This is a genomic window from Cedecea sp. NFIX57 (assembly GCF_900177785.1).
GTDB classification, from domain to species: domain Bacteria; phylum Pseudomonadota; class Gammaproteobacteria; order Enterobacterales; family Enterobacteriaceae; genus Cedecea; species Cedecea neteri_C.
The window spans coordinates 1-24,965 of the sequence record NZ_FXAS01000046.1 but is presented as its reverse complement, the minus strand read 5'-3'; the positions used below and the strand labels follow the sequence as shown (position 1 = coordinate 24,965).

Sequence of the window (24,965 nt, the reverse complement as noted above, 5' to 3'; positions counted from 1 at the left end):
TTGAGCTACTTTTTTAAGTCACTCGACAACAACATACTGTTTAGAGTTCCGCTATGGATCATGACCATAATATTTACGGCAGCAGGATTAATATTTCATATTGCAGCCCGACGACTTTTAGCAGGAGAAATTGACAACCTAAAACATCGAATGATTAAGAAAAGCAAGTTGGAGAGAAATACCAGAACGGACGTAAGGGACGTAAAAGACATGCTGCCGGATAGCGTATCATATGATCCGCTAAAGTACATCGACCTAAAAAAAGGTGTTTTTATCGGACTCGATAAAGAAGACCAACCGCAATACATAACTATAAAAGAGTTTCAGTCACAACATGCGGCGATAATAGGAACGACAGGTTCAGGTAAAGGAGTGAGTGCAACAGTTTTACTGTACCAAGCTATCATGCTGGATGAGGCTGTTTTTGTTGAAGACCCAAAAAATGACGAATGGGCACCGCATGTATTAAGAGAGGCTTGCCGCATAGCAGGAAAGAAATTTGTTCTTATTGATCTTAACAACCTCAATTTCCAAATGGATTTACTAGCGGAAATATCACGCGAACAACTGGAAGAATTATTTAATGCCGGGTTCAGTCTTACGAAAAAAGGTCAGGGAGCTGATTTTTATCGGATAGCTGATCGACGCGCAGCCAGAAATACAGCAGCAATACATCAGCCAGGTATGACATTACGCGACTTGTTTAATAATGACTTCGTAACCTCACTAAAGGAAGATGTCCCTGCATTTTATGGAGAGCTAGAGGAAATCGCATTGGTAAACTCTATTAATGCCAATGAAGGATTCTCTCTTAAACAAATATTTGACGAGGGAGGGTGTTGCTATATTATTGGCTCCACGCGCAATCAAAAAATCATATCCGCACAAAGGATGATTTTAACCCGTTTAATTCAGATAGCTGAAAGCCGCGACAGAATAAACAGCAAGCCTCGGACAGTCGCTATATTCCTTGATGAGTTGAAATATCATATTTCCCGCCCAGCATTGGAAGGACTAGGTACAGCAAGGGACAAAGGAGTACATATCTTTATGGCATTTCAGGCCATAGACGATTTGCGAGATTGCCCGGCTGATTTAAATCCTGAGTCCGTGATTGGAGCAGTGGTTGAGAACGCAAAATTTAAACTGGTGTATCAACTACAGAATCCAGAAACTGCCGAATGGGTGGCAAGAATGACGGGTTCAATTCTGGTAGATGATGAAATGAGGAAAGTTAAAACAGATATTGCGTTAACAGAGAAAATGGAAACAGACAGGATGATCCGACAAGCGGAAAGATATTATATAGACTGCAATATGCTGTTAAACCTACCGCCCTTTGTCGGTTTTGTTTTCACACCTACCGACCTTGCAAAAGCAACAAAACTTTCCCATATCGCCGTTAAAAAATCGCACATTGATACGCTTTCATTTGAGTATAAACAAGCTACTCCGGAAAAAAATGAAAGTCAGGAACATAAGCCATCAATCAATCTGTGAGGGCTGAAATGCTTATTCATAACGTTGCAGAAAGGAAAGAAGCCGCAAACAGAAAAATGCTTGCATTGCTGACATTCCTTAAAGAAGAAACATACTCCGATTTTAAAACGCTGAAAAAAGTTGTTGGGTTCAAGGGTAAAAGTCACCGCCCAACGTATGCGCTACTGAATAAAGCGGTTGCATTGGGGTTTCTGATAAAACATGAATACCCGGTAATAGCCGGAAAAAAATCACTATGGGGGATCACCATGCAAGGGCTGGCGATGGTGGTTAAACCCGATGATAAAGTATTCCCCGGTTATTTTGAGCCGGGGAAACTCAAATACTGGACACTGGAACACCGGCTCCTGAATCATCGGGTCAGAATTGCACTGGAAGAGAAAGGCGGGCAAGGCTGGCTTAATGGTGATCGGGGGGAGTTTATTGCGCGTTATCCTGGCGTTCGCCATCGTCCTGACGGGATTATCACGTTAGATAGCGGGGCAATCGTCGCCGTCGAAACTGAGCGCTCGATGAAAACCCGCGCACGCTATATCAACATCATTAACAGCCATCTGGCGGCCAGCGATGCCGGACGCTGGCACTACGCGATGTATGTCATGCCGGATGACAAAACCAAAACATCATTAATCCGGTTGTTTGACTCCATCAAAACGGTAATGAGGAACAACGTTCCGGTGCCGTTCGACGCGAAGAACCGCGAAATGTTTCTTTTCCGCACCATTGATGAACTGGAGCAAGCAACCGCCAGCGGCGGCCAGTGATTATTTATATAAATCTATTTTTATAAGGTGTGACAAATGAAATGCCGATCTCGTTTGCTTGTGTTTCTGCCCCTGCTTTTCCCCGCCCTTTGCCTGGCTGATTTTTCTGGCCGTGTTGTTCGAGTCGTCGATGGTGATACTGTCCAGGTACTCGCCGATGGCAAAATGATGAAAGTTCGCCTTAACGGTATCGATGCCCCGGAATCGGGGCAACCGTTCGGCCAGCGCTCGAAGCAGAACCTGTTAAAGCTGGCCGTCCAGAAACAAACTGAGGTCATAGCCAACAATACAGATCGCTATGGTCGCTGGCTTGGAACATTGATGATTGACGGTATCAATATCAACGCAGAACAGGTTAAAGCGGGTATGGCGTGGGCTTACCGCTATCATGGCCGTGCCAATGACGAAACAATGCTACGCCTTGAGAAAGAAGCCAAGCGATATAGAATAGGGCTGTGGTCGTCACCTAATCCAGTGGAGCCGTGGAAGTGGCGAAGACATATAAATAATTTTGAACGAGACCAATAAATGTTAAAAAAATATGCGATAAATTATAGTTTAATTACTGAGTTTAGAGATGCGATAAACTCAAACAATGATTACATTTTTTTTAAATACTACAACAACAAAGGAAAGAACCAATGGCACATAATATGTAGCTGTATGGATTGGATATCAGTTTCTGTTAACTTTATGTATTCTCTCCCTGAACCATCTAAAAACATAGATGAAAAGTCAATGCAAGTATATTCGCTAATAACATCAGTGGATAACGTCTTTGAGGCTATAAAGCAACTACATAGAATTTTTCACGAAGATGAAAAGTTAAAAAAATGGCCTTTTAAAAAAAATAGTCACATATTCAAGGAAAAATCAATTGACTGTTGTGATGAAAAATACTTTAAGGAAATCCGATCTTTCTTTGGTGCTCATCCTACTAACCTTACAAAACAAAAAGGAAATGATTCGAAATTTTTTGCAAGCTGGCCCGTGTCGCCAATGTTTTCTGATGGCGATTTATCCGTAAATCTTTACTCTTTGACCCCAGGCGATGAAGACATTAAAGTAACTATAAAAATCAGAGAGATAATTGCATTCTTCAATGAAAGATATCAATACCTTAGTTGTTTGATAAATAAAGCGAATGAATTATATATAGATTTTTGCATGACCCAATCAAAAAACAAGATACCAGAAACAGATTCGATTAATTCCGAACTAAAAGTACTAGAAAACGAGTCAAAGCATCGACTTAATAACAATTACTACAAGTTCATGATTGAAGAACTAAAAAAGATATTCAGCGTAAATTTAAACGAAGAAAAATTAACGCCAAAAGAACTTGCTTTCAAAAAAGAGTGTGGTGTCTTGATTGGTGAAATAAGGAATAACTTACAAAAAATGGATTTGGTAGATCTAAAACACGGCGATATAATTAGTAGCACATTAAATAATAGTCAGTATAACTATTATATCGGTAAAATCTTCGAATCGTTGAGTTCTGAAACCATTAATTCCGCATATGAGGTTCATCTAAACTATGTAAACGAAATCAGTAATTACGAGTATAATTTTTCTAGGGATGACGATACAAATATTACATTCCTAAAATTGAAGATGATGATATTCTTCAAAAATAAAGATTGAAATTCCATTGCTAACAATAAAAGAATTACGTTAAAAGGTCTGCCACAACAGCCGCCAAAATAATGACTTACTAGTATTTCGGCGGTTCTTGCTTACAACCTTTAATGATGTTTTTTCCAGAATTCCTGGTACGCCTCGAACAGCTCCCCATGTTTCATATCATTGGCCGCAGCAATGGAGCGGAACTCACGTTTCAGCTCCATATCAATGTATAAGTTAAGCTGTGCCTTACGGCCATCAGCACTTTTCCGGGTAGGATTAAAGCCGTGTTCCGTATCCGCCTGGCTTGGCGGCTCACCTTTGGTATTGCGCGGTTTTGCTGGGACGTTCGCCATAATATTACCTCATAGATAAATATAATTATATTATTATATACTACTGCGTAAGCGTTGTCAGTCGGTCGATCACACCCTGCACAACATCATCAGCTTTCTGCCGTGGGCCAGGGAAAGGCGACTCCGTAAGAGCAAGCCCTTTATCCTGCGCCTGGCTGAACGATGTCAGAAAAGGAATAGCGCCCGGAATGACGGGAACGCCGCAGGGTTGCAGATATTCCAGCGCCGCACGATATTCACTCTCACTTTCACTTACCCCCGCAAACACCACCGCCATTTTATCTGTCGAATGTCCTTTGTTACGCAGCGCGTTTACGGTCGTAACGGTCGTTCGTAGATCATCCACGCTAAACCCTGTTGGCAGTACCAGCAAATCGACAATATCAATCAGGCTGAGTAACGATTTCGTGGCATACGCCGCACTGTCGATGACAATCAAATCCCATTGCCCGGATTCGATCTGTTTCTTCGCCTGTGAAACCGTCCCGCATCCCTGAATTATCACCGGAGGTTCAAAACCATTCCGCAACCGACGTTGCCCCCAGTCTAGGAAAGACCCCTGATCAATATCCATATCCAGCCCAAGAACCCCCCATCCTGCCTTTGTATACTCGGTGGCGATAGCCCGTGACATCGAGGACTTTTTCACCCCACCTTTCCCGTTAGCCAGCGCGATAACAGCGGTCATACAACCCCCTATTAAAATATTTTTATAGAAAAATATAGATTTAGTTTGAGTGTAGCGCAGCCACACAAAAGAGTAAATATAAACCTATAAAAATATAATTATAGGTTTATACATTTTTTTATTCTGCCGCCGTAAGCTCACACCGACACTCACCGCAAAGCAATACAGCGGAGGGTTTCGCCCATGCGTTCAGCCCACATTCCGGGCAGGTAAATTTCATGCGGGTGCCAGTACCCTTTACTGGCGGTTTGATCATTACGCTGAGATCGTCATCGTCTGGAATAAGTTCCGGGCGGGATTTGCTGACGGTCAGTGACAGCCGATTGATAAGGTCAGTATCGTTTTCATCGGTGACGGCCAGCCAGTCATCGAGGATATCGCTGTTAATCTTTGAGGTAACGATTGCTCCGTCAGACCAGCGGTCATACCAGGAGATAGAGAAGCCATTTTTAAGCAGGTCATACACGGCTTTCTGAAAGCGGCCACCACGGATAATGTAGTGCGTCATCTGCTGCCCGTTCTTTTTCCCGCCAGGTAAGCCAGTATTTGATGGCATAAGCCCGACTTCCTCCATCTTCGCGCCCCATACACGATCATGATAGCCGCCCCGGCACTTTTTAACGGGGGCGTAATGCTGCCACACGTGCACCATTTCATGCACCAGTGTTGACAGGGTATCGGCCAGCGAACGGCCACCGAAGTAATCGGGATTCATCGCCAGCTCCGATACGCTGGATTCACCTGTGAAGCGTTCAGGCGCGAAATAACCAAAGGTGTTACGACCGCGCTGTAACGTAATCAGCAGATCCGGCAGAGCCTTATCAAAGAGGGAAAGATTGAACCAGTCATAAGCCTGTTGAAGCTCACTGTATGCCTTAATTGCGGGTTTGATATCGGACATAACACTATCTCCATAAGAATTGTATTGCACAATACAATTGTAGGGTTTGGCGGCAATCCACACCGTGACCGAAGTCATATTATTATAGAAAAATAGAAAGTGATATTATCGACGGTTCGTAGGGAAAGGCGGGGGAAATGGAAAGATGTTATATTTGTTAACGCTTTCGGGAATATTAACAAAAAATTAACCATGTGATATCGGCCAGTTTGACCGGAAATCACGTATACAAATGACGCCTTGACGCGAGAAAACAGCGCTAATCGCTATTTGTTATATAGAAATTGTGGATTTAACATAAAAGGCATTTGGCGAACCAAATTTTGGGACTGGTCAAAACAAAAAGGCCAGCCCCGGAGGACTGGTTGTTCAGTACAGGGCAACGACAAGTTTCTTGATACCGCAGGCGTGAGCGTGGCGGGTCAGAGTATCGATGCTGGCTTTGGTGATGTTGTTTTCAGCGGGAAATAATGGGAGGCGTAACCCCCATGCATTCAGCAACCTGTGCTTTTGTCAGGTTGTCATGCTTACGCCATTCCGCACGTGAGATATTATCAAAACATTCTAAATAATGTCATTGGACCAATTTTTCTTTCAAGTATTAGTAATATTTGTTCAAGCTCAATACGAGCTTCCGCTTGCAAACCTAAGCATTGTGAAATACCATCATCATCAGTACTAAGTCTTGCATTCATCTCAATTCTGTATTCTTCTCCTATTCGCTCCATGCTATACGAATGAAAATGTAATGAGTCTCCAATCCTTGCTGGCTGATTCAAATGTGAAAAATTAAATTCATTTGACATATAGTTCAACAAATGGTTCTGCACCACCAATACAAGTTTTTTATTTATATGTTCAAATGTTTTCACTTTATGATGCATTTGAACCAAAATAGTTTTGGCAGTCATCTTCCAGTTAATACCATATGGTCTGACTGAATGCTCTGCGTCGTCACTGGGAATGATATTTACCTCCCTAAGAAAACGTTGTCTCTCTGGCCATACAGTACCTGTTGTATCCATTGTTTGCAGTTCTATACCCACAAAATCTCTTACCTTTCCGTTTCTTACGGAGGCTAAGAAGAAGTCAACATTACCTCCTGGGATTTTAACTTCTGGAACAACATGAAATTCATTACCTGGTTCATGATTAGTAAGCAAGTGCAGACAATCTGCAAATATCTGCCCTCGTTCGAGAAGCCTTGCTGGACAGATCATTATTGGACGGGGATCTCTTCCGTAAAGCACAGAACATGTACCAATGGCGACACTCGACTCTGACTTCCGGGTTTTGAAGCATGTCCGTTGCCTAAAAGGGCAACGTTGCTCTTGAATCACGCGTTCCCAATCTTGAGTTGAGTGAGTATCCAATCCAAAAATTTCAATAATTTTGCTCATTTTAATAGATTAAACCTTTCCATAGTGAGCTTTAAATAGCTATCTGATATATCAATCCCAACAGATTTACGACCTAACTCATATGCAGCAATCAATGTTGAACCAGTACCAGAAAATGGGTCCAATACAATGCCACCTTCGGGACAAGTTGCCAGAATTGGGATTCTACAAAGGTCTAAAGGGTAAGCAGCAAAGTGGGATTTTCTCTTTTGTGTATCCTCTGGCAAAATATCCCAAACATCAGCGGGTTTACTACCTTTAGGGTGATACCTCAGAAAATAATAACCTTTATCTCTAAGTTCTTTTGCTCTTCCAGAAACTTTTTCACTTTCTGAGTGTGTGGTTCTTTGCTGCCCACGAATCACCATTCTGAAATCAGAATATTTTCCGGTTGAAATATCATTAAGCATGCCATTTAATGCTGAAAGAGCGTTGACTTTTTCAAGCGGTGTCAGAGTAGTAGAAAGCTCAATCTGTCTTTTGTATCTAACACCTGAAACACCAGTAGCAGAAATTACGGAACCGTTTACTACTTTTGCATCTCTAGATTTAGTACGAATTGCGTCTGCATTATAGTAATAACCTTTATTTTTCTTAACAAAGTGAAAAATGTTCTCATGAACATTTCCGAGGCGATCAGCGCTGTTATCCATGCCTCCTTTCAACTTATTCCATATAACACTATTCCTAAGAATCCATCCTTGATTATCGGTTAATTCAAAAGCCACACGCCAAGGTAATCCCAATAAATTTTTATCTTTATATGTATCCCCAAGATTTAACCAAAACGAACCTGTTGGCTTTAAAACTCTCTTGAGTTGTAGGCAAATTTTCGCCAAATTTTTGACAAAATCCATGTGATCTATTTCTAATCCAATTCCTCCATTATCATATTCTCGTTTCCCCCAGTACGGAGGGGAAGTCATGATGAAATCGATAGAGTCAGGAGGGAGCTGTGCCAGAACTTCAAGAGAATCACCACACATCAAAAGTGGAGTACATCCCGATGTTTGCTCGTACATAGCTAAAGACTCAGAGAATGAATCATTAAAATAATTTATTTTTTTCTCATAACCATCTGATTTTATATGGTTTTCTAATTCACTTTGTAAGTTCTGTTTCATCTAGCTATACCGTAACTTATTCAAAAAAATAGATTTATATATAAAGAATACCATTATTCACCTCAGATTGGTCTGCCTCTCAGAGGGTCTGAAGCCGAACCGAAACAAAAAGGCCAGCCCCGGAGGGCTGGTTGTTCAGTACAGGGCAATGACAGGTTTTTTGATGCCGCAGGCGTGAGCATAGCGGGTCAGTGTATCGATGCTGGCTTTGGTGATGTTGTTTTCCAGGCGGGAAATAACCGGAGGTGTAACCCCCATGCGTTCAGCAACCTGCGCTTTTGTCAGGTTGTCATGCTTGCGCCATTCCGCAAGTAGCTCTCTGAGCTTCTCCTTGCGTTCTTCTTCCTGCCATGCAGCACGATATTCATCGTCCTGCATCCACTCGTTATGCAGTTCTTTATGGCTTACCAGTTTCATTAAGTACCTCCGCTAACCGCTTTTTGGCGAGATCGATTTCTTTCGCTGGCGTTTTCTGTGACTTCTTGATGAAAACCCGGAGCATGATGATGGTATTGCCTTTGTGGTATACCCATATTCCCCTGGCTATGTCCGTCCCCATCGTGCGGATCTCAAAAAGTCCGTCGCCCAGGGGCTTCGTGTCCGGCTCCCGCAGTAATCGGGCGTCATACTCCAGTTTGCCGATGAGACGGTCAAACTTCACCCTGATTTTTACGGGTAATGCTGTGGCTTCTTCCCTGGCTTCCGGGTGATAAACGACGCTAAACATATGACCCCCCATTCCCATCAATATTAACCTATAGGCTAATTTCAGGCAAGGTAAAATTAACCTGTAAGCTAATATTGTTGGCAGTTATCGCGGCTACCCGGTCACTACCCTGTTAGCGTGAGTTTTCGTTCCATTGAGGAACGGGGATTGATGCGCGTCAGCGCATGTAAGGCGGCAGGATGAAATAACAGGTAGCACTGAGGGTTAGCCGCCGATACCAATGAGGGATCGAAAGGGATCGCCTATCCATCCCTTACCCTGCAAAGCCATAACCCACTAAAAGCGGCTCAAAGGCTTCTGTGCGCGGTCGGAGTGGTCACAACAAGGCGAAGCCGCAGTTGGGGCGTATCTCCGCGTTAGCGGGTCGTGAGAGCCGCTTACGAGCGTGTAGGCAAAACGTTCAGCGATATTTGCTGACGCATCCGGCGTGGCCGGATTTGTCCAATCCCTCGAGGGCTAACAGGCAAGCTGTTAGCCCTCGAGGGATTTCGATCTGAATGCCCCGCGCTTTAGCGTGGGGAGCTACTTTTGAGGCGCTTGCGCCGATGTTGTTCGGTTATCCACTTTTCAAAGGGGATAACAGTAATGTTTTTCTTTTTTTTTGGTTTATCTTTTAATACCTAAGTAATTAAAAGATAAACCAAAAGAGTAATTGCGGCATATCGTTTGCACTTTATTGTCACTTACCCACAAGCTATACAGCAGTTTTAGAAGGTCTACACCGGAACCGCCGAAAAATCCGTCATTCCGACAGGGGAAATGGGTTGGATCTCGAAAATTATTGTACGTTAAGGCTATTTTTTGTACTGAGGTTAATTGCAGACGTGCAGAATCCCCGCCAGCTAAGGCGGTAGTTTGTGGAGGTCAGGCAAAGGTTGGTGAGTAGTATTCCTGTTTGCGCTGGCGAGCTGCGTCACGCCTCGCTTTCATCCTGGCTAATCCGGCTGCGGCCTTGCGCGTCCAGTTTTCAACCCTGATTGCGATTAACCGCACATCCCCGGATGATATGATTTCATTCGGGTCGGCCTTAAGTAGCCTGGCGCGTTCCCGGTAGACCTGTTTCAGCGGAACGCCGAGAATGGCAAAGAAATCCTCTGTTACCTCAATGTGCTTACAGGCACAACGGGCGTCATAAGGATTGAAGGCTGCTTTCTCTGTGATAATCGCATCCAGCCAGACCAGGCGATCGCATCCGTTACTCGCACGGGAGACAGATTTATTTCCGGCATCACTGCGAGTAGACAAACCTGCGCGATCAGAAAGCGTCTCCAGGTTATGCCGGGTTTGCCAGTCTCTTAAATCCAGATCGTCAAAGATGGCCAGCATCAGCTCGCAGAGTGTTTCGATACCGTATTTATTGGCCTCGTTGACCCAATACTTGTTGTGCCGGATACGGCGCCGGAGTTCATTTTTGATTTTGATACGCCCGGCTTCGGTCGCCAGCGACTTAATCCACCGATTGAGGAACCGGCGACGCTTGCGCGAGGCAACGTTATAACAGGGGCTTTGCTTTGCGACGCCCGTAGGTGAAGCAGGTGATTTGAGAGAAAGACTCTTATCAGTCACACCCGCCCGCACTTATGGCGGTGTAAGGGGGTTGTGTTAGGTTATGCATTTGCTATAATCCTTCACAGGCCAGCGCCTGCTTTTGACCCCCTGATTATCCTCCGTTCCGCCAAGTCCGAGAGGGATTTTCAGGGGGTTTCTGCATTCAGGGGTTGAGCTTCTGCTTTCCCCCTTCCCTGGACGCTATTACCGGGAACGTCCCACCCGCATGAATACTGTAAACGTCGGTAAATTACCACGATGTTACATTAGGATCAATTATCACATCAAAGATCTGCAAAAACACCATCTAGTTTTTTGTATAGAATTCATTAACTTGTTTGAATTACAAAACATTGAGACTGTTAATATAGATCTCCATTAGCTCACATCATCCTGCCATTAAAAACACGTAACCCCTGATTTTTACGCAAATTTTTTGTGTAGAAATCAGGGGTTGGACAAGCGAAGCGCGGCAGCGTCCCACCAGTAATCTAGCTATAGCTCACTCTTTCAGGTATTCGTTCAACTGGGCTACGGTTTTTCTCACCTTATCGAGCTTTGATGATAATTTTCTTGCTTCTATTACTACCGAATTGTAATGCGGATTTGACTCTGGATCGGTGCGCTCTCGGTGAAATTGCAAGACAGCTTTAGCAAAATCATCATCCTCGGTGTAAAAATAATTCGCTGGATAGTCGAGTAATTCCGCAATTTTTTTAACCAGACTAAACGGCGGTTCCGTTCTCCCTACCTCGTAGCTCGAAAACCTAGAGCGTGTATTAACCCCTTCTTCCACGCTGAGAAGCTGGGATAATTTTGCCTGCGATAATCCTGCCTCCATCCTGGCTTCTTTCAGTCTCTTAGGCACCATATATGCAACCCCCCTTTGGGGATCCCATCTTACAAGGTGTTAAAAACCTCACCGTCAACATAATGAATCACTATCAAAGGTTGATTTTGAATCATTCGATGTTATTATCATTAGCAGTTCTTGATGTTGACACCCCCAAATGACTGTATAAAATACCAGTTGTAAATTTATACAGTTAAGCTATGAGTACGCGCTCTAAGTTCCGCCAACTTAGGACGGCGGAAAATGGGGGCTTGTGCCCATTAGGGAGGATCTTATGTATGAATGGTACGTTTTATACTGCAACAATCAGGATGTTGAACGCATCACCCGAAGAGTCGAGGGACTGGATGTCGAGGTGTTTTGCCCCCGCTATATCAAAGTAACGCCACGTAAGGATTGCCGGGCGGTACGTCAGGAAGAGAAGGTGTTGTTTCCTAATTATCTTTTCCTCTGCTTTGACGTCAACATAACGCATACATCGACTATCACATCAATTCCGGGCGCGCATGGTTTTGTCAGCTTCGGTTCAACACCCTGCACCGTCCCAAAATCAGTGATAACAGCGATTGAATGCGCCCGTCTGATGGCGCTCAATCCTGATGAAGATGCTATCGAGTGCCGAAATATCGCCCCGGATTTGCTGGCAAAAATTCAAGAACTCTCTCTGATAAGGTCTCCGCTCCAACGCAAGGTAGCCTTTTCAAAACTACTCCAGAACCAATACCACTAACCACAACCTGACCTCCCTTGCACCGCAGGCTTCATAAGCTGCGGTGCTTTTTTCATAGGAGTTTTTACCTCATGCCGAAAAGCGTACCAGGCAAATCAAGCACGGCTGTTATTTACATCGGGCAAAAGCGCTATCAGGAGTTAGCAAAGCAAGCCCGTGAAATCAGCTACCTGTCTGAATCTAATATCCGGCCAAGCACCTTTCTCCAGTTCTTGATGGATGAATTTGGTGAGCAAGCCCGTACTGAGCTGCTCCGGCAGCTACTCGCAGAGAAACAGAAGGAGTAATGCAATGAGAAAACCCACCTATAACGTGTACGTCACGCAGGAAACCCAGCCCGGCGAGAACGGCGAAAAAAATACGTACTGGACGAAAGTCGGTGCGGCCTTCGCACACAGTGGCAAGCCGGGGCTGAACATCATGATCACGCCCGGTATTTCCGTTTCCGGCAAGCTGGTACTCCTCGAACCTAAAGATGATGCAGCGCCGCAGGCTGCTCCTGTGAGTTAAAACAGGGAGACAGCACAATGAATCGAGACAATACCAATGCCTGGCTTGCGTTCGCAGGCTGGTTGTTCGTTCTGTTTATCATCTGGCTGATCATCATTTTTCTGTTCTGAGGTTGCCATGCTTTCCACCACTGCTTTTCTGGCGGTGGCTATGCAGTGTGCCGCCACCGTTCACCCTTCTACATCCCTCGATGTGGCAAGGGTAGAGTCCGGTTACAACCCCTATGCCATCGCTGAGATCGTGCCTAAGCCCGAACGAAAACCCGGCGATAAAGGCTTTATTACTCACATGCCAAAAAGTATGGAGGATGCAGTCAGCATCACCAATCAGATTGAGGCGAAAGGTCGCCGCTACTCTGTTGGTCTGATGCAGATAACCAGTACTAATTTTAAGCGTTACGGCGTCACCGCTACTGACCTTTTCAATCCCTGCATCAATCTTTCCGTCTACGAAAAAATCATCACCGACTGCTACCAGCGGGGCGGCACCCTGAAAAGGGCGTTGAGCTGCTACTACTCCGGCAATTTCAGTACCGGACAACAGCAGGAACCCGCTTTTTCAAAGACGAGCTATGTACAGCGGATTGGCTACTCCCCGGCGGATACCCGCTATGCCGTTCCCGGCACCCGCGATGATATCGCAACCCCAGCGGCCACCCTGAAAGCTACGCCAGTGGATGCGCCGACGCGCCCGCGCGTGGTGTGGCCGGGGGCGATCGTTCGCGGCGTTCCGGCTCAACTCCGCCAGAAAAAGGCGGCCACAGTCTATTACCCCGCGCAGGTTGTGCGCGGAAATCGCGATGTAACAACGAAAGAGGAAGAAAAATGAAACTTTTCAGTAAGGTAAAGGAATTAATCAGCCGTGCATCTGCTTATGTTCTGGCTCCGGCCATGAGCGTTTTTGCTGCCAGTCCGGCGTTCGCTGATGGTTTTAGCCGGGCAAATACCATCATGGAGAAGGTATCCAGCGGGCTGCATGGTCTGGCGGCTATCACGATCACCGTGGCCGTGATCTGGATTGGCTATAAGACCCTGTGGAAAGGCGAGAGCCTGTCGCAGTGCGGCTACATCATCATTGGCGGCATTTTAATTGGCGGAGGCAGTGAAATCGGCGCTCTGCTGATGAGCTAAGAGGCTGAACATATGGCAAAGCTGCTCAAGGCAATGAAACGCCCGGCGGCGCTGTGGGGGGTGCCAATGGTGCCCCTGCTGGCTGTCACGGGTGTAACCATCATCGTTGCTATCTGGACTTCCGTCGCTCTCCTGTTCTTACTTCCTGTGCAATTTCTGGTGATGAAGTCCCTTACCAGAAATGAACCGATGCGGTTCAATCTGATTGCCGTATGGCTGAGAGCGAAGGGAAAGCCGGTAGCAAACCGTTTATTTGGCGCAACAACATTTATGCCCGTTGAGCATGATGATGTTGATATCAAGGAGTTTCTCGACGCCATGAAACTAAATCAGTGTGCCACCATCAAGAAGTACATCCCGTACTCCTCGCATATTCATCAGCATGTGGTTCGCTCGCCTAAAAGCGATCTGTACTGCACATGGGAGTTGATGGGAACGCCGTTCGACTGTGAGTCAGACGAAACACTCCAGTTCGGGACGAACCAGTTACACGGGCTAATCCGCTCATTCGAAGGTATGCCCGTCACTTTCTATATCCATAACGACCGCAATACGTTTACCGACAATCTTCATCAAGATTCCGGCAACCCGTATGCCGATGAAGTTAGCCGTCTTTACTACGCCTCTGTTGGCTCATTCCGGCGTAACCGCCTGTTTTTGACGGTCTGCTATCGCCCGTTTGTCAGCCTTGAAAAAGCGGAACGCAAACGGATGAAAGACAGCCAGAAACTTAAGGAGCTGGACGGCGCATTGCTGGAAATGCTGGAAATCAAAAGCACGCTCGATACCGCGCTGGCGCGCTATGGTGCACGTTCTCTCGGTACATTTACCGAAGGGAAAATGGTGTTTTCGTCACAACTGGCATTCTATGAATACCTGTTAACGCACCAGTGGCGAAAAGTTCGCGTTACCCGCACCCCGGCCTATGACGTAATGGGCGCGGCGGCGTTGTTCTTTTCGGCGGAGTCCGGGCAGATAAACCACGCCAACGGTACGCAATATTTCCGGGGGCTGGAGATTAAGGAGTTCTCCGAAGAAACCGCCACGGGGATGATGGACTCCCTTCTTTACGCCCCCTGCGATTACGTGATCACGCAGTCTTACACCTGCATGTCACGCGAGGAAGCGAAAAAGGCCATTAAGCGTACCCGTCGCCTTTTGATGAGTGCCGACGACGATGCTGTTTCCCAACGGCTGGATCTGGATGTAGCGCTTGACCTGCTGACATCGGGGAAAATAGCTTACGGAAAGCACCATTTTTCCATCATGGTGTATTCCCCGTCTCTGGAAAGCCTGGTTGCTGATACGAACGAAATCAGTAACGCGCTGAACAACATCGGGATAACGCCTGTTCCGGCAGAAATATCGCTTTCAGCGGCGTATATGGCGCAACTGCCAGGCAACTATAACCTGCGGCCACGTAAAGGGGAGCTGAGTAGTCAGAATTTTGTGGAGCTGGCCGCACTCCATAATTTCTATCCAGGAAAACGCGATAAAGCCCCCTGGGGGTATGCAATGGCTTTGATGCGCACCCCGTCAGGCGATGGCTACTATATCAACCTGCATAACACACTGGCAGATAAGGACGAATTCAACGAGAAGAACCCGGCCAGTACCTGCATCCTCGGTACGAACGGTTCTGGTAAAACCATGTTGATGACGTTCTTTGAGATCATGCAGCAGAAATACGGGCGCGAGGATAGCTTCTCCCCGGATGCAAAAACCAAACGGCTGACAACCGTTTACCTCGATAAAGACCGGGGCGCGGAGATAAACATCCGGGCGCTGGGCGGCCGTTACTATCGGGTTATCAGTGGCGAGCCTACGGGGTGGAACCCGTTCTCACTGCCTGCAACCAAACGTAATATCAATTTCATCAAGCAACTGATGAAAATCCTTTGCACCCGTAACGGCGCAACCATCACTCCCCGCGATGAACGCCGTCTGAACGACGCGGTTAATGCCGTCATGAGCGATGAGCCAGAGTATCGTCGTTTTGGTATTACCCGACTCAGGGAACAGTTACCGGAACCGGCCACAAAGGAAGCCCAGGAAAATGGTCTGGATATCAGGTTGTCACAGTGGGCGCAGGGCGGTGAGTTCGGCTGGGTGTTTGATAACGAATCTGACACGTTCGATATCAGCAACTGCGATAACTTCGGCATCGATGGAACGGAGTTCCTGGACGATGCAAGCGTATGTGCGCCGATCTCGTTTTATCTGCTGTACCGCATTACCAGCTTGCTTGACGGGAGACGTCTGGTCATTTTCATGGATGAGTTCTGGAAGTGGTTACGCGACCCGGTGTTTAAGGACTTTGCTTATAACAAGCTGAAAACCATCCGTAAGCTGAATGGGATGCTGGTCGTCGGTACTCAATCCCCGGCAGAGATCATCAAAGATGATATCGCCCCGGCAGTAATTGAGCAGTGCGGGACACAGATTCTGGCGGCGAACCCCAACGCCGACCGCGCACACTATGTTGACGGTATGAAGTTTGAGCCGGAAGTGTTCGACGTGGTGAAAGGGCTTGACCCGCAAGCCCGCCAGTATGTTGTGGTGAAAAATCAGTTCAAGCGCGGCGATACCAAACGTTTTGCCGCTCGTGTCACGCTCGATCTGTCGGGTATCGGCAGATACACCAAAGTCATGAGCGGCGATGCCCCCAACCTCGAAATATTCGAATCGATTTACCGGGAAGGAATGCAGCCTCATGAATGGCTCGATACCTACCTGGCTAAAGCACTCTGACCCAAAGGAGATATACGATGAAAACTCGCTTTCGTACCCTTATTCTGGCTTGCGTCATTGCAAGCCCACTGGCTCATGCAGGGATTCCCGTACTGGTTGATGCTGACCCGTTGCGTGAAGCTGAATGGCTGAAAGAGGCGCAGCGCTGGATGGACACAGCGAAGCATTACCAGAGCCAGATACAGGCATACAAAGACCAACTGGCGACGGCCACAGGCGTTCGTGATATTGCCAGCTTTGTTGACCAGGCCAAGAGCCTGAAAGCCGACCTCGAAAAGCTACGCAAGCCCGGACAGGCACTGAATGATTTGCTTCTCTCCGGCGGCTCCTCCGGCCAGTTCGATGCGCTGTACGAAAAGTATAAAATTTTCGATACCTGCAACACCGCACAATCGGGGAGTTATGCCAACGTGTGCAAACAGCAGGTTATCAATAAAGCAATCCAGCTAGAACAAACTGACGAGATCCAGAACCAGGTAAGCCAGACCCTGGGGGAAATCAACAGCCTCTCCAACAGGGTAGCATTAGCCAAAGATTCGAAAGAATCTCAAGACCTTGCAAACAGTATTCAGCTAAAATCTGTCATGCTGAACACGCTTACTACCCAATGGGAAATGAGTGTGAAAGCAGCAGATAAACGCGAAAAAGTGCTTGAGGCGGAGCGCGTTAAACAGTGGAACCAACAGCAGTTAAACGCGCCAACTGCTGACCTTAATAATTTATGAGGTTTTTATGTTATCAAAGAAAATCATTTTAATTTCGACGCTTACCCTGTGTTTTTCTATTGTTGGATGTAAGGAGGAAGCTAAAACAACAAAATGGTATAAGGATCACCCTGATGAATTAAAAATCGTTTATGAAAAGTGCCAAAAGAGTGGTGATGCTTCTGAAAACTGCAAGAATGCAAATGAAGCCCACTATCAAATAAAGCAGCTAAACGCACCAACTCCAGACTTAAATAATTTAGAGGAGTAATATATGAGTGGCGGTCTTTTTGTTGGGGTTGAGAAATACCTGATAGGAGGAATAACAGACGCCACAAAGGGATTAATGATGTCGTACTCTTCTATGATGATGGGGCTGGCAGCAGCGTCAGCTACCATCTACATCATGTGGCGTGGATACCAGACTCTGGCTGGTAAGCTCTCCACGCCGATGGAAGACACGATGTGGGACATCATGAGGATGGCGATCATCCTGTCCTTTGTGGCTAATTTAGGTGGCTACCTCGATGGCGTTATTGATGCCATAAACGGAATAAAGGAGGGTTTTTCTGGCAGTGATAATATATGGCAGCTATTAGACACCTTATGGAATAAGGCTAAGGTGCTAGGTAAAACATTACACGACATGGATGATTCCACTTATATAAAAGATGAGGGAATGACTGCTCAATTTTATGTCTGGCTTGGGATATTCGTCTTAATGATTATCACCGCATTTGTTTCCATGATAGCGGAAGTCATGATCTTATTACTGAGTATTACAGCACCTATATTTATTTTTTGCCTTATGTATGGTTTTCTCCGCACCATGTTCAATAACTGGCTACAAAATATATTTGCAGCCATATTAACCATTATGCTTTCAGCTCTTTCTTTAAGAATTGTAGTGAATTATTTAAACCTAGTCCTTACTAAGGCAACGAAGGTCGCGGACAGTTCAACAATTGTTGAATTAGGAGCACAAGTCTGTCTTGCGGGGATCTGTGCGGCAATATTGGTTTATCTCTCCGCAAAACTGGCCGCAGCACTGGCCGGAGCGAGTGCTACCGTATCCATGCAGGGGCTGGCCGCTGTAGGTATCGGTGCTGCTGCTTTTGGTGCCGGGAAGCTGGCCGGGGGAGCAGCTAAAGAAACCAAACGTTCCGCCCAAGACAACATTCAGGGCTGGAAGGATGCGAATGCAGGTAAACCCGGCAAGCCCGGAGGTGAGTTAGGCTATAACGCTTCTAAAGCGCGTAAATACGCGATTGAGCAGATGATAGCCCGGAACGAAGCGCGGAGGCTGGCACAGTCGAGAGAATCCGCGGTTAAGAAGTTCAACAGCTAGGCCTGACATATCCAGTCCATCCCCCCGAAATATCAACATATGAAAATATAATTATATTTTCATATTTCCAATTCAGTTGAGGAAATCTTTGATGAAACGCTTGATTGCGCTGGCTTTGCTGTGCGCGCTTTCTGGCTGTGCCCAGAACACGCCTCCCTCTGCCTTTAGCGGTAAGGGAGAACCCGTAAACACCCCTCAAATTATGGCGGAGTTAAACAGTCATGAGTGAACAGAAATTAATTGCTGAATCCCGTACCTTTGAGCAGCAAATGATTGAGCGGGATAAACGCGCCACGAAAGCCGGTTTTGTTGTTGGCGGCGTGGGTCTGCTGATTGCGGTACTGGCGCTCGTCGCCGTGGTCGTGATGTTGCCGCTGAAACAGACGGACGTTGAGCTGTATACCGTGGATAACCACACAGGACGGGTGGAACACGTTACCCGGACATCGAAAACCAGCCTGACCGCAACAGAAGCCTATCAAAAGGCGATGGCCGCAAACTACGTCAAAGTGCGTGAGCGGTATGTCTATCCCTCTCTGCAGGACGATTACGAGACAGTGCAGGTCTACAACTCCCCCCAGGTAAACGATGACTATCTGGCGCTTTACGCCGGGAAAAATGCCCCGGACAAGGTTTATAAGAACGGGGCGCACACCGTGAAAGTGGAGATCCTGTCGAACCAGATCACCGATGCGACAGCCCCTGATAGGGTCGCCACCATCCGCTACAAGAAGATTATCCGCCGTCTGGCTGATAACAGCACCCGCAACGAGTATTGGGATGCCCGGTTCACGTTCCATTCTGACCCTGACAAGGAAATGAGCGATGCGGAACGCGAGATCAACTACTTCGGCTTTACCGTCACCAGTTGGCAGACCGACCGCGAAATCCGGGGAGGTGAATGATGAAAAAGTTAACGTTTACCGCACTGGCATTGATGATGTGTAGCGCGGCATGGGGTGCGGCCATACCGCAGGCAAGCCGCTATGACTCCCGCGTGCAGCAGGTTATCTATAACCCGCAGAACGTCACCGTCGTTAACACCAAACCCGGCTTTATGACAACGCTGGTCTTTGATAACGATGAGGCGGTCATAAGCGCCAAACCCGGCTTTGATGAGGCATGGGAAGCCACGCCGGATGCAAACCGGGTCAACGTTCGCCCGGTTGCGCTCACGCAGGGAGCGCCCGGAGAAGATGGCAACACAACGCAGGTCGTGATCCCCCCGAACAGCCGGGACTGGCATACCAATATGCTGGTTGTCACCAGTAAGCGCCTGTACAACGTCGAGCTGAACGTCATCGATGATAAATCGGCGCAGCAGCCCGCTTTCCAGGTGAGCTATCGCTATCCGGGCGAAGAACGGGACAAAGCGAGCAGGGAGGCGACGGCCAGACAGCGCGAGTGGGAGCAGAAGCAGCAACAGGCCAGCGTCCAGAAAGCGCTGAACTCGGCGCAGACGCCACGCAACTGGAGTTACACCAAATATCCGGGCAAAGGCAGTTTCAACATTGTTCCCGATTTTGCTTACGACGATGGCCGCTTTACGTTCGTGGGCTTCTCCCCGTCTAAGTCCATTCCTTCCGTAACCAAAGAGCTGAACGGCAAAGAGCATGTGGTTAACAGCAGTATCCAGAAGAAAGGCGACTTCACCGTACTGGTTATCCAGGAGGTGACGCCACGCCTGGTACTGCGTTCCGGTAATGCCGTTGTGGGTCTGGAAAATAGCGGATTTGGCAAGGTACACGCCGCCGATGGTTCCACCGTATCCCGGCAGGTGGAAAGAGTGGAAAAACCGGAATCCAATTAACCTATAAAAATAGTTTTATATTTTTATAAAAGGAATCGTGCATATGAACGACGAAAACAAAGTGCCTGTGCCGGATGAAGCGCAGGCATCCCCGGCACACGCTGAGGATGATATTGCCACGCTTGAGCGGGATGCCCGCGCTAAAAGGGAGGCTGAGCTTCTCAACGCGCAGGACGACGAAGAGAAAGACCCGGTACAACCCGCCGTTAACAAGCTGAAAAAGCGCAAACGGGGCAAAGCAACCGCCTTTCTTGCCATTGTCGCGGTCGCGCTTATCTTCCTGGCATGGGGCGGTAACTGGGTTTATCGCAATATCCTGTGGCAGCCCACGGAAGAAAAGAAACAGGACACAGCCCCGCAGACGAACAAAACCGATTACCGGCAGCGTAACGATCTCGGTATGTCCACCGATACAGCCGAAGAAGAGCCAGAGCAGCAGGATAACGGCCAGAGCAGCACGGGGGGAACAGGGCAGGCGGTTCCGGCCGCCCCGCCAGAACTCAACAAAGCCAGCTTCCTTATTCGCCGTGATGGTTCAGCCACCACACAGAACCAGGTAAAAACCCGGCAGCAGGAAATGACGCTGACATCGGCAACGACCACCGGACAACAGGACAGCAGCGCGGCCACAAATACCGCCGCACCGTCGCCGGGACAAAGCCCCGCACCAGTGCGCCGCATACCCTATAACCCTGACCTGTACATCCCGGAAAATACCTCGATCCCCTGCTCACTGGATCGCCGTTTTGTATCTGACCGGGCGGGGAAACTTCGCTGCACGGTCACTACTGACATCTGGAGCGCCAGTGGCAACACGAAGCTGATAGAGAAAGGCACCACGGCATCATTACTTTACCGCGCCATAGCGGAAGAAGGTATGAAGCACGGGCAAGGGCGGGCATTCATCATTGCGACGAAGCTACGCACCCGCCAGCCGCCTTATCTCGATATCCCGTTGGTTGATACCAGCGCGGCTGGCGAGCTGGGCGAGGCTGGCGTTGATGGCTGGATAGATTCGCACTTCTGGGAACGGTTCGGCGGCGCGTTAATGGTCGGCATGATCCCCGATATTGGCGCATGGGCATCCAACAGTGCAGGTAAAAAAGACCGCAATACGGACTATACGGAAAACAGCCGCCAGGCTATGGCAGATATGGCGCGTACTACGCTGGAGAACAGCATCAATATTCCCCCAACGCTCTATAAGAATCAGGGCGAGATCATCAACCTGATCACAGGCGAGGATATTGATTTTTCCAACATCTATACACTGAGGTTGAAAAATGACCGCTAAGAATATTTCCCTCGACCGCTATAAACAGCGTTTCTTTGGCGACTTTCTGGAGCTTCCCGGCCTGACGGAGATCGCCGTCAACCGTCCAGGTGAGCTGTATACCAAAATCAACGGCGTATGGGAGCAGCACGCCGTTCCTTTGTCCTATGAGGATTGCTACAACTTTGCCCGGTGCCTGGCAAAGCACCACGGCGACAATATCGAAGATATTAAGCCGGGGCTGTCAGCCACGCTGGAATCTGGCGAACGGTGCCAGGTGATTGTTCCCCCGGCCTGTGAGCGCGATACGGTGTCAATCACCATCCGTAAACCATCAAAGGTACAAATCCCGCATCAGTCGTATATCGATGCGGGATTTTATAACCGGGTAACAGGCGAGGAAAAAACGGAGACGCACGACGAGGAATTAATTGCATTGTACAATACAAAAAATATTCCTCTGTTTATGGAGAAATGCGTCGAGTACGGTAAAACTCTCGCGGTCGCCGGGGAAACAAGTACCGGGAAAACCACCTATATGAAAATGTTGATAGGGTATATTCCTGTACATCTTCGGATATCAACCATTGAGGACAACCCGGAAATCACGTTCTTTATCCATAAAAACTACGTCCATCTTTTTTATCCGTCAGAATCATCAGATGAAAAAGGTTCTATCGTTACCCCAGCGAGCCTTTTACGCTGGAATTACCGTATGAACCCTGACCGCATTTTATTAACAGAGGTTCGCGGTGCGGAAGCCTGGGACTTCCTTAAAATAACAGGTTCCGGCCATGAAGGGAGTATGACCTCCATTCATGCAGGATCAGCGAAAGAAGCTATAGATGGGTTTATTACCCGTTGCTATGAAAATCCACAGTGCGCCCAGCTCCCCTATACATTTATGTTACGTAAGGTTCTGGATAGCCTGGACGTGATTGTGAGCATTGATTTAGACGGAAATGTCCGCCGTATGAATGACATTTATTTCCGTCCAATTCATCGAAACCAGTATTTTGAGGAAATGAAAGCATGATAAAGAAACTTAAAGTAATCATGTTGGCGGCAATAGTTACCGGATGTTCATCGCCGCCACCTCCCGTTCCTGTAGAGTGGGATAAAGCCGCCGACCCATTAAACACCAGTTTACCGCAATGGAGTGACAATAACGTTATAGTTCCTTCCCCGACAGTTAACGGTAAATGGACATCATCAATCAGCGCACAAAGTTTCTACGATACAATATGGACTCCAGCAGTATTTTACGCAGTCGCTCATTCAACACGAATTGTCGTCACTGCACAATCCGGTACTGATTTCTTTAATGCCAAAAACTGGCTTCGCCAGAATGGCGCAAAAGGTGTTATTGAATACCAGCCTGTCTTTAATTGTCTGACATGCAGAGAAACCACTATTTATTTCTCTCGCTAATCCATTTAAGCAACACAATCTAATAAGGATTTACCATGAAAAAAACCGTTATCGCGGCGACTGTATTATGCCTGACCGCAGGAATGCCGATTTATTCCTTTGCTGCTGACCCGTGCGAAGTTGTTCTTTGCATGTACGGAAAAGCTACGGGTAATAGTGGTGGGAGTGAATGCAGTTCAGCAGAACGCGCATTTTTTAAAATCAACGCATTTAAAAAACACCATCGCTTTAATCCGGGTAAAACATTCGATATGCGAAAAGAATTTTTAGGGGAGTGCAAAGCCGCAGACCCTGAATCAATAAGCAAAATCCTTTCAAAATTTGGCAGAGTGAAAGGATAACTGACATATCCATTTTGATATGAGAGGTTCGAAATGATAAACGAAGATTTATTCATTAAGAATATACACTCAAAAAATCAGGACAGAATATCTGTAGCCCTAGTATATGACACGTTATCAAAAGAAGCCCACAGAGGTTGTGGGCTGTATTACGAAATATACGAAAGCTGTTTTATCGGTCTTTTACGCGATCATCTTTCAGAACTTAATGAAGCTGACGCAAATAAATTAAGACGCTATGCCGAGAGTAAAGGTACGAAAATTGATGATGCGTCCTACAGTGAAGCACTGGAAGCTGAAAGGGAGTGCAGGGCTGAAATATACCGCGAGCAAATGTAATCACACAAAACAAAAGTGTATTGTACAATACACAAACTAACAGGCGACGGGATTTTAAGGCTTCATTATTTTTGGCTTCAATTTCGAAGAAATTGTTAAGACGAAAAATAATGAAGTGGTACGCGGAAAGAAAATTCAATTTCGAAGAAATTGCTAATTTTCAGGAACCGCGCCCACCTGCGAACATTCGCCCACAGCGAATTGAGCAGGCCGGGGGGAGCCGCAAAAATTTTGCCGCCCCAGCGAGCAAAAAGGCACGCCCACGTGCCGGTTTTTGTGGGGGGCTTGCCCCGCACACCGTCGCAGCCAGGTAATATAACCCGCCCCAGCGGGGGATATTACCGATTAGGCGCGACCAACCCCTTTAAAGCAGCGTTCCGATTTTTTCGAGCTTGCGAGGAAAAATAGGCTAAACGCAGCGTCTTAAAGGGGTTGGTCGCGCGTAGCGCAAGACGGTGTGCCGCCTTTGACCTTGGGGGTTTTGGCTCGGCGTCCAGCCGGGACATTACCCCCATGTGTCATGCAGTGAGGGCGTCCAGCCCGAACGTAATGGCACACGCCGTTGCCCGTCATTCGGGCGTTTCAGAGGACAGACGACCACTGGTCGGCTGTATTCTGAAAGCACGGATAACGGGCTTGATCGCCACTGGCGATCAGCGCCTTTTGCATATTCATCGGAGCATATTATGGGAGCATCGCATGGGAGCGTGGTTACGCTCCTATAAGCTGCTCCCATCTTTTGCGCCCAATACGTCAGTTTTCGTATGGAGAAAATAGATATGGGTTCCCACCTGATGCAAAGGCTGAATGCCTTTGCCGATGCATTTTCCTTTTTTCTGTTATGGCTGCAAAACAGCCCTGTCATATTATCCCTGCTCGCAGGTCTTACATTACCTTTTATATTCCACCTTCCCCGCGAGGAAAGAAAGAACGCCCCGTTCTGGTTAAAGTCGGTGGCGTGTGTGTCCATTTTCTTTTTTATATTCGGCACCATATCACCGCTAACTATTCAGGGGTTGAGCTACTTTTTTAAGTCACTCGACAACAACATACTGTTTAGAGTTCCGCTATGGATCATGACCATAATATTTACGGCAGCAGGATTAATATT

At 47.2% G+C, this 24,965-nt stretch carries 29 protein-coding genes and 2 pseudogenes; 21 read left to right on the top strand and 10 right to left on the bottom strand.

Annotated features, from left to right (window positions below; translation table 11 throughout):
- The 4 genes from B9Y90_RS23650 to B9Y90_RS23635 all read left to right on the top strand — a co-directional run.
- On the top strand, window positions 1-1,500 hold a 1,500-nt coding region (locus B9Y90_RS23650; RefSeq protein ID WP_085542805.1), incomplete at its 5' end, for a type IV secretory system conjugative DNA transfer family protein.
- An 8-nt stretch (window positions 1,501-1,508) separates the two neighbouring features.
- Window positions 1,509-2,264, top strand: coding sequence for a MobC family replication-relaxation protein (gene mobC, locus B9Y90_RS23645; RefSeq protein ID WP_085542804.1), 756 nt, complete (start codon window positions 1,509-1,511; stop codon window positions 2,262-2,264).
- A 36-nt stretch (window positions 2,265-2,300) separates the two neighbouring features.
- Complete coding sequence (locus tag B9Y90_RS23640; protein WP_085542803.1) at window positions 2,301-2,792, top strand: thermonuclease family protein; 492 nt, start codon at window positions 2,301-2,303, stop codon at window positions 2,790-2,792.
- Window positions 2,793-3,911: a hypothetical protein gene (locus B9Y90_RS23635; RefSeq protein ID WP_085542802.1), complete on the top strand. Its 1,119-nt coding sequence runs from the start codon at window positions 2,793-2,795 to the stop codon at window positions 3,909-3,911. It begins immediately after the preceding gene.
- A 101-nt stretch (window positions 3,912-4,012) separates the two neighbouring features.
- On the opposite strand, the gene B9Y90_RS23630 is transcribed toward B9Y90_RS23635, so the two are convergent.
- The 10 genes and pseudogenes from B9Y90_RS23630 to B9Y90_RS23585 all read right to left on the bottom strand — a co-directional run bounded on the left by B9Y90_RS23630 (window position 4,013) and on the right by B9Y90_RS23585 (window position 11,505).
- Window positions 4,013-4,246 (bottom strand): hypothetical protein, encoded by a 234-nt coding sequence (locus B9Y90_RS23630; protein ID WP_004178129.1) that lies wholly within the window; start codon window positions 4,244-4,246, stop codon window positions 4,013-4,015.
- Between the two features lie 40 nt (window positions 4,247-4,286).
- Window positions 4,287-4,934: a ParA family protein gene (locus B9Y90_RS23625; RefSeq protein WP_085542801.1), complete on the bottom strand. Its 648-nt coding sequence runs from the start codon at window positions 4,932-4,934 to the stop codon at window positions 4,287-4,289.
- A gap of 118 nt (window positions 4,935-5,052) precedes the next feature.
- The gene (locus tag B9Y90_RS23620; RefSeq protein ID WP_016603533.1) at window positions 5,053-5,835 is read right to left on the bottom strand and encodes a SprT-like domain-containing protein; all 783 of its coding nucleotides are present in this window, start codon (window positions 5,833-5,835) and stop codon (window positions 5,053-5,055) included.
- Between the two features lie 369 nt (window positions 5,836-6,204).
- Window positions 6,205-6,385: pseudogene (locus B9Y90_RS23615) on the bottom strand (helix-turn-helix domain-containing protein).
- A gap of 4 nt (window positions 6,386-6,389) precedes the next feature.
- Complete coding sequence (locus B9Y90_RS23610; protein ID WP_032722772.1) at window positions 6,390-7,235, bottom strand: NotI family restriction endonuclease; 846 nt, start codon at window positions 7,233-7,235, stop codon at window positions 6,390-6,392.
- The gene (locus tag B9Y90_RS23605; protein WP_085542800.1) at window positions 7,232-8,359 is read right to left on the bottom strand and encodes a DNA-methyltransferase; all 1,128 of its coding nucleotides are present in this window, start codon (window positions 8,357-8,359) and stop codon (window positions 7,232-7,234) included. Before B9Y90_RS23605 ends, B9Y90_RS23610 begins: the two co-directional genes overlap by 4 nt.
- A 135-nt stretch (window positions 8,360-8,494) precedes the next feature.
- On the bottom strand, window positions 8,495-8,776 hold the full coding sequence (locus B9Y90_RS23600; RefSeq protein ID WP_000780222.1) for a helix-turn-helix domain-containing protein: 282 nt from the start codon (window positions 8,774-8,776) through the stop codon (window positions 8,495-8,497).
- Window positions 8,757-9,086, bottom strand: coding sequence for a type II toxin-antitoxin system RelE/ParE family toxin (locus tag B9Y90_RS23595; RefSeq protein ID WP_000493286.1), 330 nt, complete (start codon window positions 9,084-9,086; stop codon window positions 8,757-8,759). Before B9Y90_RS23595 ends, B9Y90_RS23600 begins: the two co-directional genes overlap by 20 nt.
- An 864-nt stretch (window positions 9,087-9,950) precedes the next feature.
- Window positions 9,951-10,652 carry a RepA family replication protein gene (locus tag B9Y90_RS23590; protein ID WP_254902742.1) on the bottom strand — a complete coding sequence of 234 codons (702 nt, stop codon included), beginning with the start codon at window positions 10,650-10,652 and terminating at the stop codon, window positions 9,951-9,953.
- A gap of 484 nt (window positions 10,653-11,136) precedes the next feature.
- The gene (locus tag B9Y90_RS23585) at window positions 11,137-11,505 is read right to left on the bottom strand and encodes a helix-turn-helix transcriptional regulator (RefSeq protein ID WP_009309975.1); all 369 of its coding nucleotides are present in this window, start codon (window positions 11,503-11,505) and stop codon (window positions 11,137-11,139) included.
- A 256-nt stretch (window positions 11,506-11,761) separates the two neighbouring features.
- On the opposite strand from B9Y90_RS23585, the gene B9Y90_RS23580 reads away from it, so the two are divergent.
- The 17 genes and pseudogenes from B9Y90_RS23580 to B9Y90_RS27140 all read left to right on the top strand — a co-directional run.
- Window positions 11,762-12,217, top strand: coding sequence for a transcription termination/antitermination NusG family protein (locus tag B9Y90_RS23580; RefSeq protein ID WP_085542799.1), 456 nt, complete (start codon window positions 11,762-11,764; stop codon window positions 12,215-12,217).
- 71 nt (window positions 12,218-12,288) lie between these two features.
- On the top strand, window positions 12,289-12,504 hold the full coding sequence (locus B9Y90_RS23575) for a hypothetical protein (RefSeq protein ID WP_004178170.1): 216 nt from the start codon (window positions 12,289-12,291) through the stop codon (window positions 12,502-12,504).
- Between the two features lie 4 nt (window positions 12,505-12,508).
- Entirely contained in the window at window positions 12,509-12,727 is a 219-nt protein-coding gene (locus B9Y90_RS23570) for a hypothetical protein (RefSeq protein ID WP_085542798.1), read from the top strand.
- Window positions 12,728-12,844: 117 nt separating this feature from the next.
- A complete protein-coding gene (locus B9Y90_RS23565; protein WP_085542797.1) occupies window positions 12,845-13,555 on the top strand; it encodes a lytic transglycosylase domain-containing protein in 711 nt (236 codons plus the stop codon).
- Complete coding sequence (locus B9Y90_RS23560; protein WP_012457109.1) at window positions 13,552-13,857, top strand: TrbC/VirB2 family protein; 306 nt, start codon at window positions 13,552-13,554, stop codon at window positions 13,855-13,857. Before B9Y90_RS23565 ends, B9Y90_RS23560 begins: the two co-directional genes overlap by 4 nt.
- A 12-nt stretch (window positions 13,858-13,869) precedes the next feature.
- The gene (locus tag B9Y90_RS23555) at window positions 13,870-16,608 is read left to right on the top strand and encodes a VirB4 family type IV secretion/conjugal transfer ATPase (protein ID WP_053271849.1); all 2,739 of its coding nucleotides are present in this window, start codon (window positions 13,870-13,872) and stop codon (window positions 16,606-16,608) included.
- A 17-nt stretch (window positions 16,609-16,625) separates the two neighbouring features.
- On the top strand, window positions 16,626-17,333 hold the full coding sequence (locus tag B9Y90_RS23550; RefSeq protein ID WP_085542796.1) for a TrbJ/VirB5 family protein: 708 nt from the start codon (window positions 16,626-16,628) through the stop codon (window positions 17,331-17,333).
- A 7-nt stretch (window positions 17,334-17,340) separates the two neighbouring features.
- Window positions 17,341-17,583 carry an EexN family lipoprotein gene (locus B9Y90_RS23545; RefSeq protein ID WP_085542795.1) on the top strand — a complete coding sequence of 81 codons (243 nt, stop codon included), beginning with the start codon at window positions 17,341-17,343 and terminating at the stop codon, window positions 17,581-17,583.
- 3 nt (window positions 17,584-17,586) lie between these two features.
- Window positions 17,587-18,660: a TrbL/VirB6 family protein gene (locus B9Y90_RS23540; protein WP_085542794.1), complete on the top strand. Its 1,074-nt coding sequence runs from the start codon at window positions 17,587-17,589 to the stop codon at window positions 18,658-18,660.
- A gap of 221 nt (window positions 18,661-18,881) precedes the next feature.
- Window positions 18,882-19,565 carry a VirB8 family type IV secretion system protein gene (locus B9Y90_RS23535; protein WP_058216753.1) on the top strand — a complete coding sequence of 228 codons (684 nt, stop codon included), beginning with the start codon at window positions 18,882-18,884 and terminating at the stop codon, window positions 19,563-19,565.
- Window positions 19,562-20,470, top strand: a complete 909-nt coding sequence (gene virB9 / locus B9Y90_RS23530; RefSeq protein WP_109176808.1) for a P-type conjugative transfer protein VirB9 — start codon at window positions 19,562-19,564, stop codon at window positions 20,468-20,470. The genes B9Y90_RS23535 and virB9 overlap by 4 nt, the downstream gene beginning before the upstream one ends.
- A gap of 43 nt (window positions 20,471-20,513) precedes the next feature.
- The gene (gene virB10, locus B9Y90_RS23525) at window positions 20,514-21,764 is read left to right on the top strand and encodes a VirB10/TraB/TrbI family type IV secretion system protein (RefSeq protein WP_085542793.1); all 1,251 of its coding nucleotides are present in this window, start codon (window positions 20,514-20,516) and stop codon (window positions 21,762-21,764) included.
- Entirely contained in the window at window positions 21,754-22,779 is a 1,026-nt protein-coding gene (gene virB11, locus B9Y90_RS23520) for a P-type DNA transfer ATPase VirB11 (RefSeq protein ID WP_000125558.1), read from the top strand. Before virB10 ends, virB11 begins: the two co-directional genes overlap by 11 nt.
- On the top strand, window positions 22,776-23,174 hold the full coding sequence (locus B9Y90_RS23515) for a cag pathogenicity island Cag12 family protein (RefSeq protein WP_000592251.1): 399 nt from the start codon (window positions 22,776-22,778) through the stop codon (window positions 23,172-23,174). The genes virB11 and B9Y90_RS23515 overlap by 4 nt, the downstream gene beginning before the upstream one ends.
- Window positions 23,175-23,209: 35 nt before the next feature.
- On the top strand, window positions 23,210-23,515 hold the full coding sequence (locus B9Y90_RS23510) for a conjugal transfer protein (protein WP_085542792.1): 306 nt from the start codon (window positions 23,210-23,212) through the stop codon (window positions 23,513-23,515).
- A gap of 33 nt (window positions 23,516-23,548) precedes the next feature.
- Window positions 23,549-23,854 (top strand): hypothetical protein, encoded by a 306-nt coding sequence (locus B9Y90_RS23505; protein WP_032152569.1) that lies wholly within the window; start codon window positions 23,549-23,551, stop codon window positions 23,852-23,854.
- 779 nt (window positions 23,855-24,633) lie between these two features.
- Window positions 24,634-24,965, top strand: a pseudogene (locus B9Y90_RS27140) (MFS transporter); the annotation flags it as partial.

Coding starts and splice junctions, on each gene's coding strand:
- B9Y90_RS23535 (WP_058216753.1), top strand. CDS start 18,882: ATGAGTGAACAGAAATTAATTGCTGAATCCCGTACCTTTGAGCAGCAA.
- B9Y90_RS23620 (WP_016603533.1), bottom strand. CDS start 5,835: ATGTCCGATATCAAACCCGCAATTAAGGCATACAGTGAGCTTCAACAG.
- B9Y90_RS23510 (WP_085542792.1), top strand. CDS start 23,210: ATGAAAAAAACCGTTATCGCGGCGACTGTATTATGCCTGACCGCAGGA.
- B9Y90_RS23575 (WP_004178170.1), top strand. CDS start 12,289: ATGCCGAAAAGCGTACCAGGCAAATCAAGCACGGCTGTTATTTACATC.
- B9Y90_RS23515 (WP_000592251.1), top strand. CDS start 22,776: ATGATAAAGAAACTTAAAGTAATCATGTTGGCGGCAATAGTTACCGGA.
- mobC (WP_085542804.1), top strand. CDS start 1,509: ATGCTTATTCATAACGTTGCAGAAAGGAAAGAAGCCGCAAACAGAAAA.
- B9Y90_RS23565 (WP_085542797.1), top strand. CDS start 12,845: ATGCTTTCCACCACTGCTTTTCTGGCGGTGGCTATGCAGTGTGCCGCC.
- B9Y90_RS23555 (WP_053271849.1), top strand. CDS start 13,870: ATGGCAAAGCTGCTCAAGGCAATGAAACGCCCGGCGGCGCTGTGGGGG.
- B9Y90_RS23630 (WP_004178129.1), bottom strand. CDS start 4,246: ATGGCGAACGTCCCAGCAAAACCGCGCAATACCAAAGGTGAGCCGCCA.
- B9Y90_RS23580 (WP_085542799.1), top strand. CDS start 11,762: ATGTATGAATGGTACGTTTTATACTGCAACAATCAGGATGTTGAACGC.
- B9Y90_RS23570 (WP_085542798.1), top strand. CDS start 12,509: ATGAGAAAACCCACCTATAACGTGTACGTCACGCAGGAAACCCAGCCC.
- virB11 (WP_000125558.1), top strand. CDS start 21,754: ATGACCGCTAAGAATATTTCCCTCGACCGCTATAAACAGCGTTTCTTT.
- B9Y90_RS23585 (WP_009309975.1), bottom strand. CDS start 11,505: ATGGTGCCTAAGAGACTGAAAGAAGCCAGGATGGAGGCAGGATTATCG.
- virB9 (WP_109176808.1), top strand. CDS start 19,562: ATGATGAAAAAGTTAACGTTTACCGCACTGGCATTGATGATGTGTAGC.
- B9Y90_RS23625 (WP_085542801.1), bottom strand. CDS start 4,934: ATGACCGCTGTTATCGCGCTGGCTAACGGGAAAGGTGGGGTGAAAAAG.
- B9Y90_RS23640 (WP_085542803.1), top strand. CDS start 2,301: ATGAAATGCCGATCTCGTTTGCTTGTGTTTCTGCCCCTGCTTTTCCCC.
- B9Y90_RS23605 (WP_085542800.1), bottom strand. CDS start 8,359: ATGAAACAGAACTTACAAAGTGAATTAGAAAACCATATAAAATCAGAT.
- B9Y90_RS23540 (WP_085542794.1), top strand. CDS start 17,587: ATGAGTGGCGGTCTTTTTGTTGGGGTTGAGAAATACCTGATAGGAGGA.
- B9Y90_RS23635 (WP_085542802.1), top strand. CDS start 2,793: ATGTTAAAAAAATATGCGATAAATTATAGTTTAATTACTGAGTTTAGA.
- B9Y90_RS23560 (WP_012457109.1), top strand. CDS start 13,552: ATGAAACTTTTCAGTAAGGTAAAGGAATTAATCAGCCGTGCATCTGCT.
- B9Y90_RS23545 (WP_085542795.1), top strand. CDS start 17,341: ATGTTATCAAAGAAAATCATTTTAATTTCGACGCTTACCCTGTGTTTT.
- B9Y90_RS23595 (WP_000493286.1), bottom strand. CDS start 9,086: ATGTTTAGCGTCGTTTATCACCCGGAAGCCAGGGAAGAAGCCACAGCA.
- B9Y90_RS23505 (WP_032152569.1), top strand. CDS start 23,549: ATGATAAACGAAGATTTATTCATTAAGAATATACACTCAAAAAATCAG.
- B9Y90_RS23610 (WP_032722772.1), bottom strand. CDS start 7,235: ATGAGCAAAATTATTGAAATTTTTGGATTGGATACTCACTCAACTCAA.
- virB10 (WP_085542793.1), top strand. CDS start 20,514: ATGAACGACGAAAACAAAGTGCCTGTGCCGGATGAAGCGCAGGCATCC.
- B9Y90_RS23600 (WP_000780222.1), bottom strand. CDS start 8,776: ATGAAACTGGTAAGCCATAAAGAACTGCATAACGAGTGGATGCAGGAC.
- B9Y90_RS23550 (WP_085542796.1), top strand. CDS start 16,626: ATGAAAACTCGCTTTCGTACCCTTATTCTGGCTTGCGTCATTGCAAGC.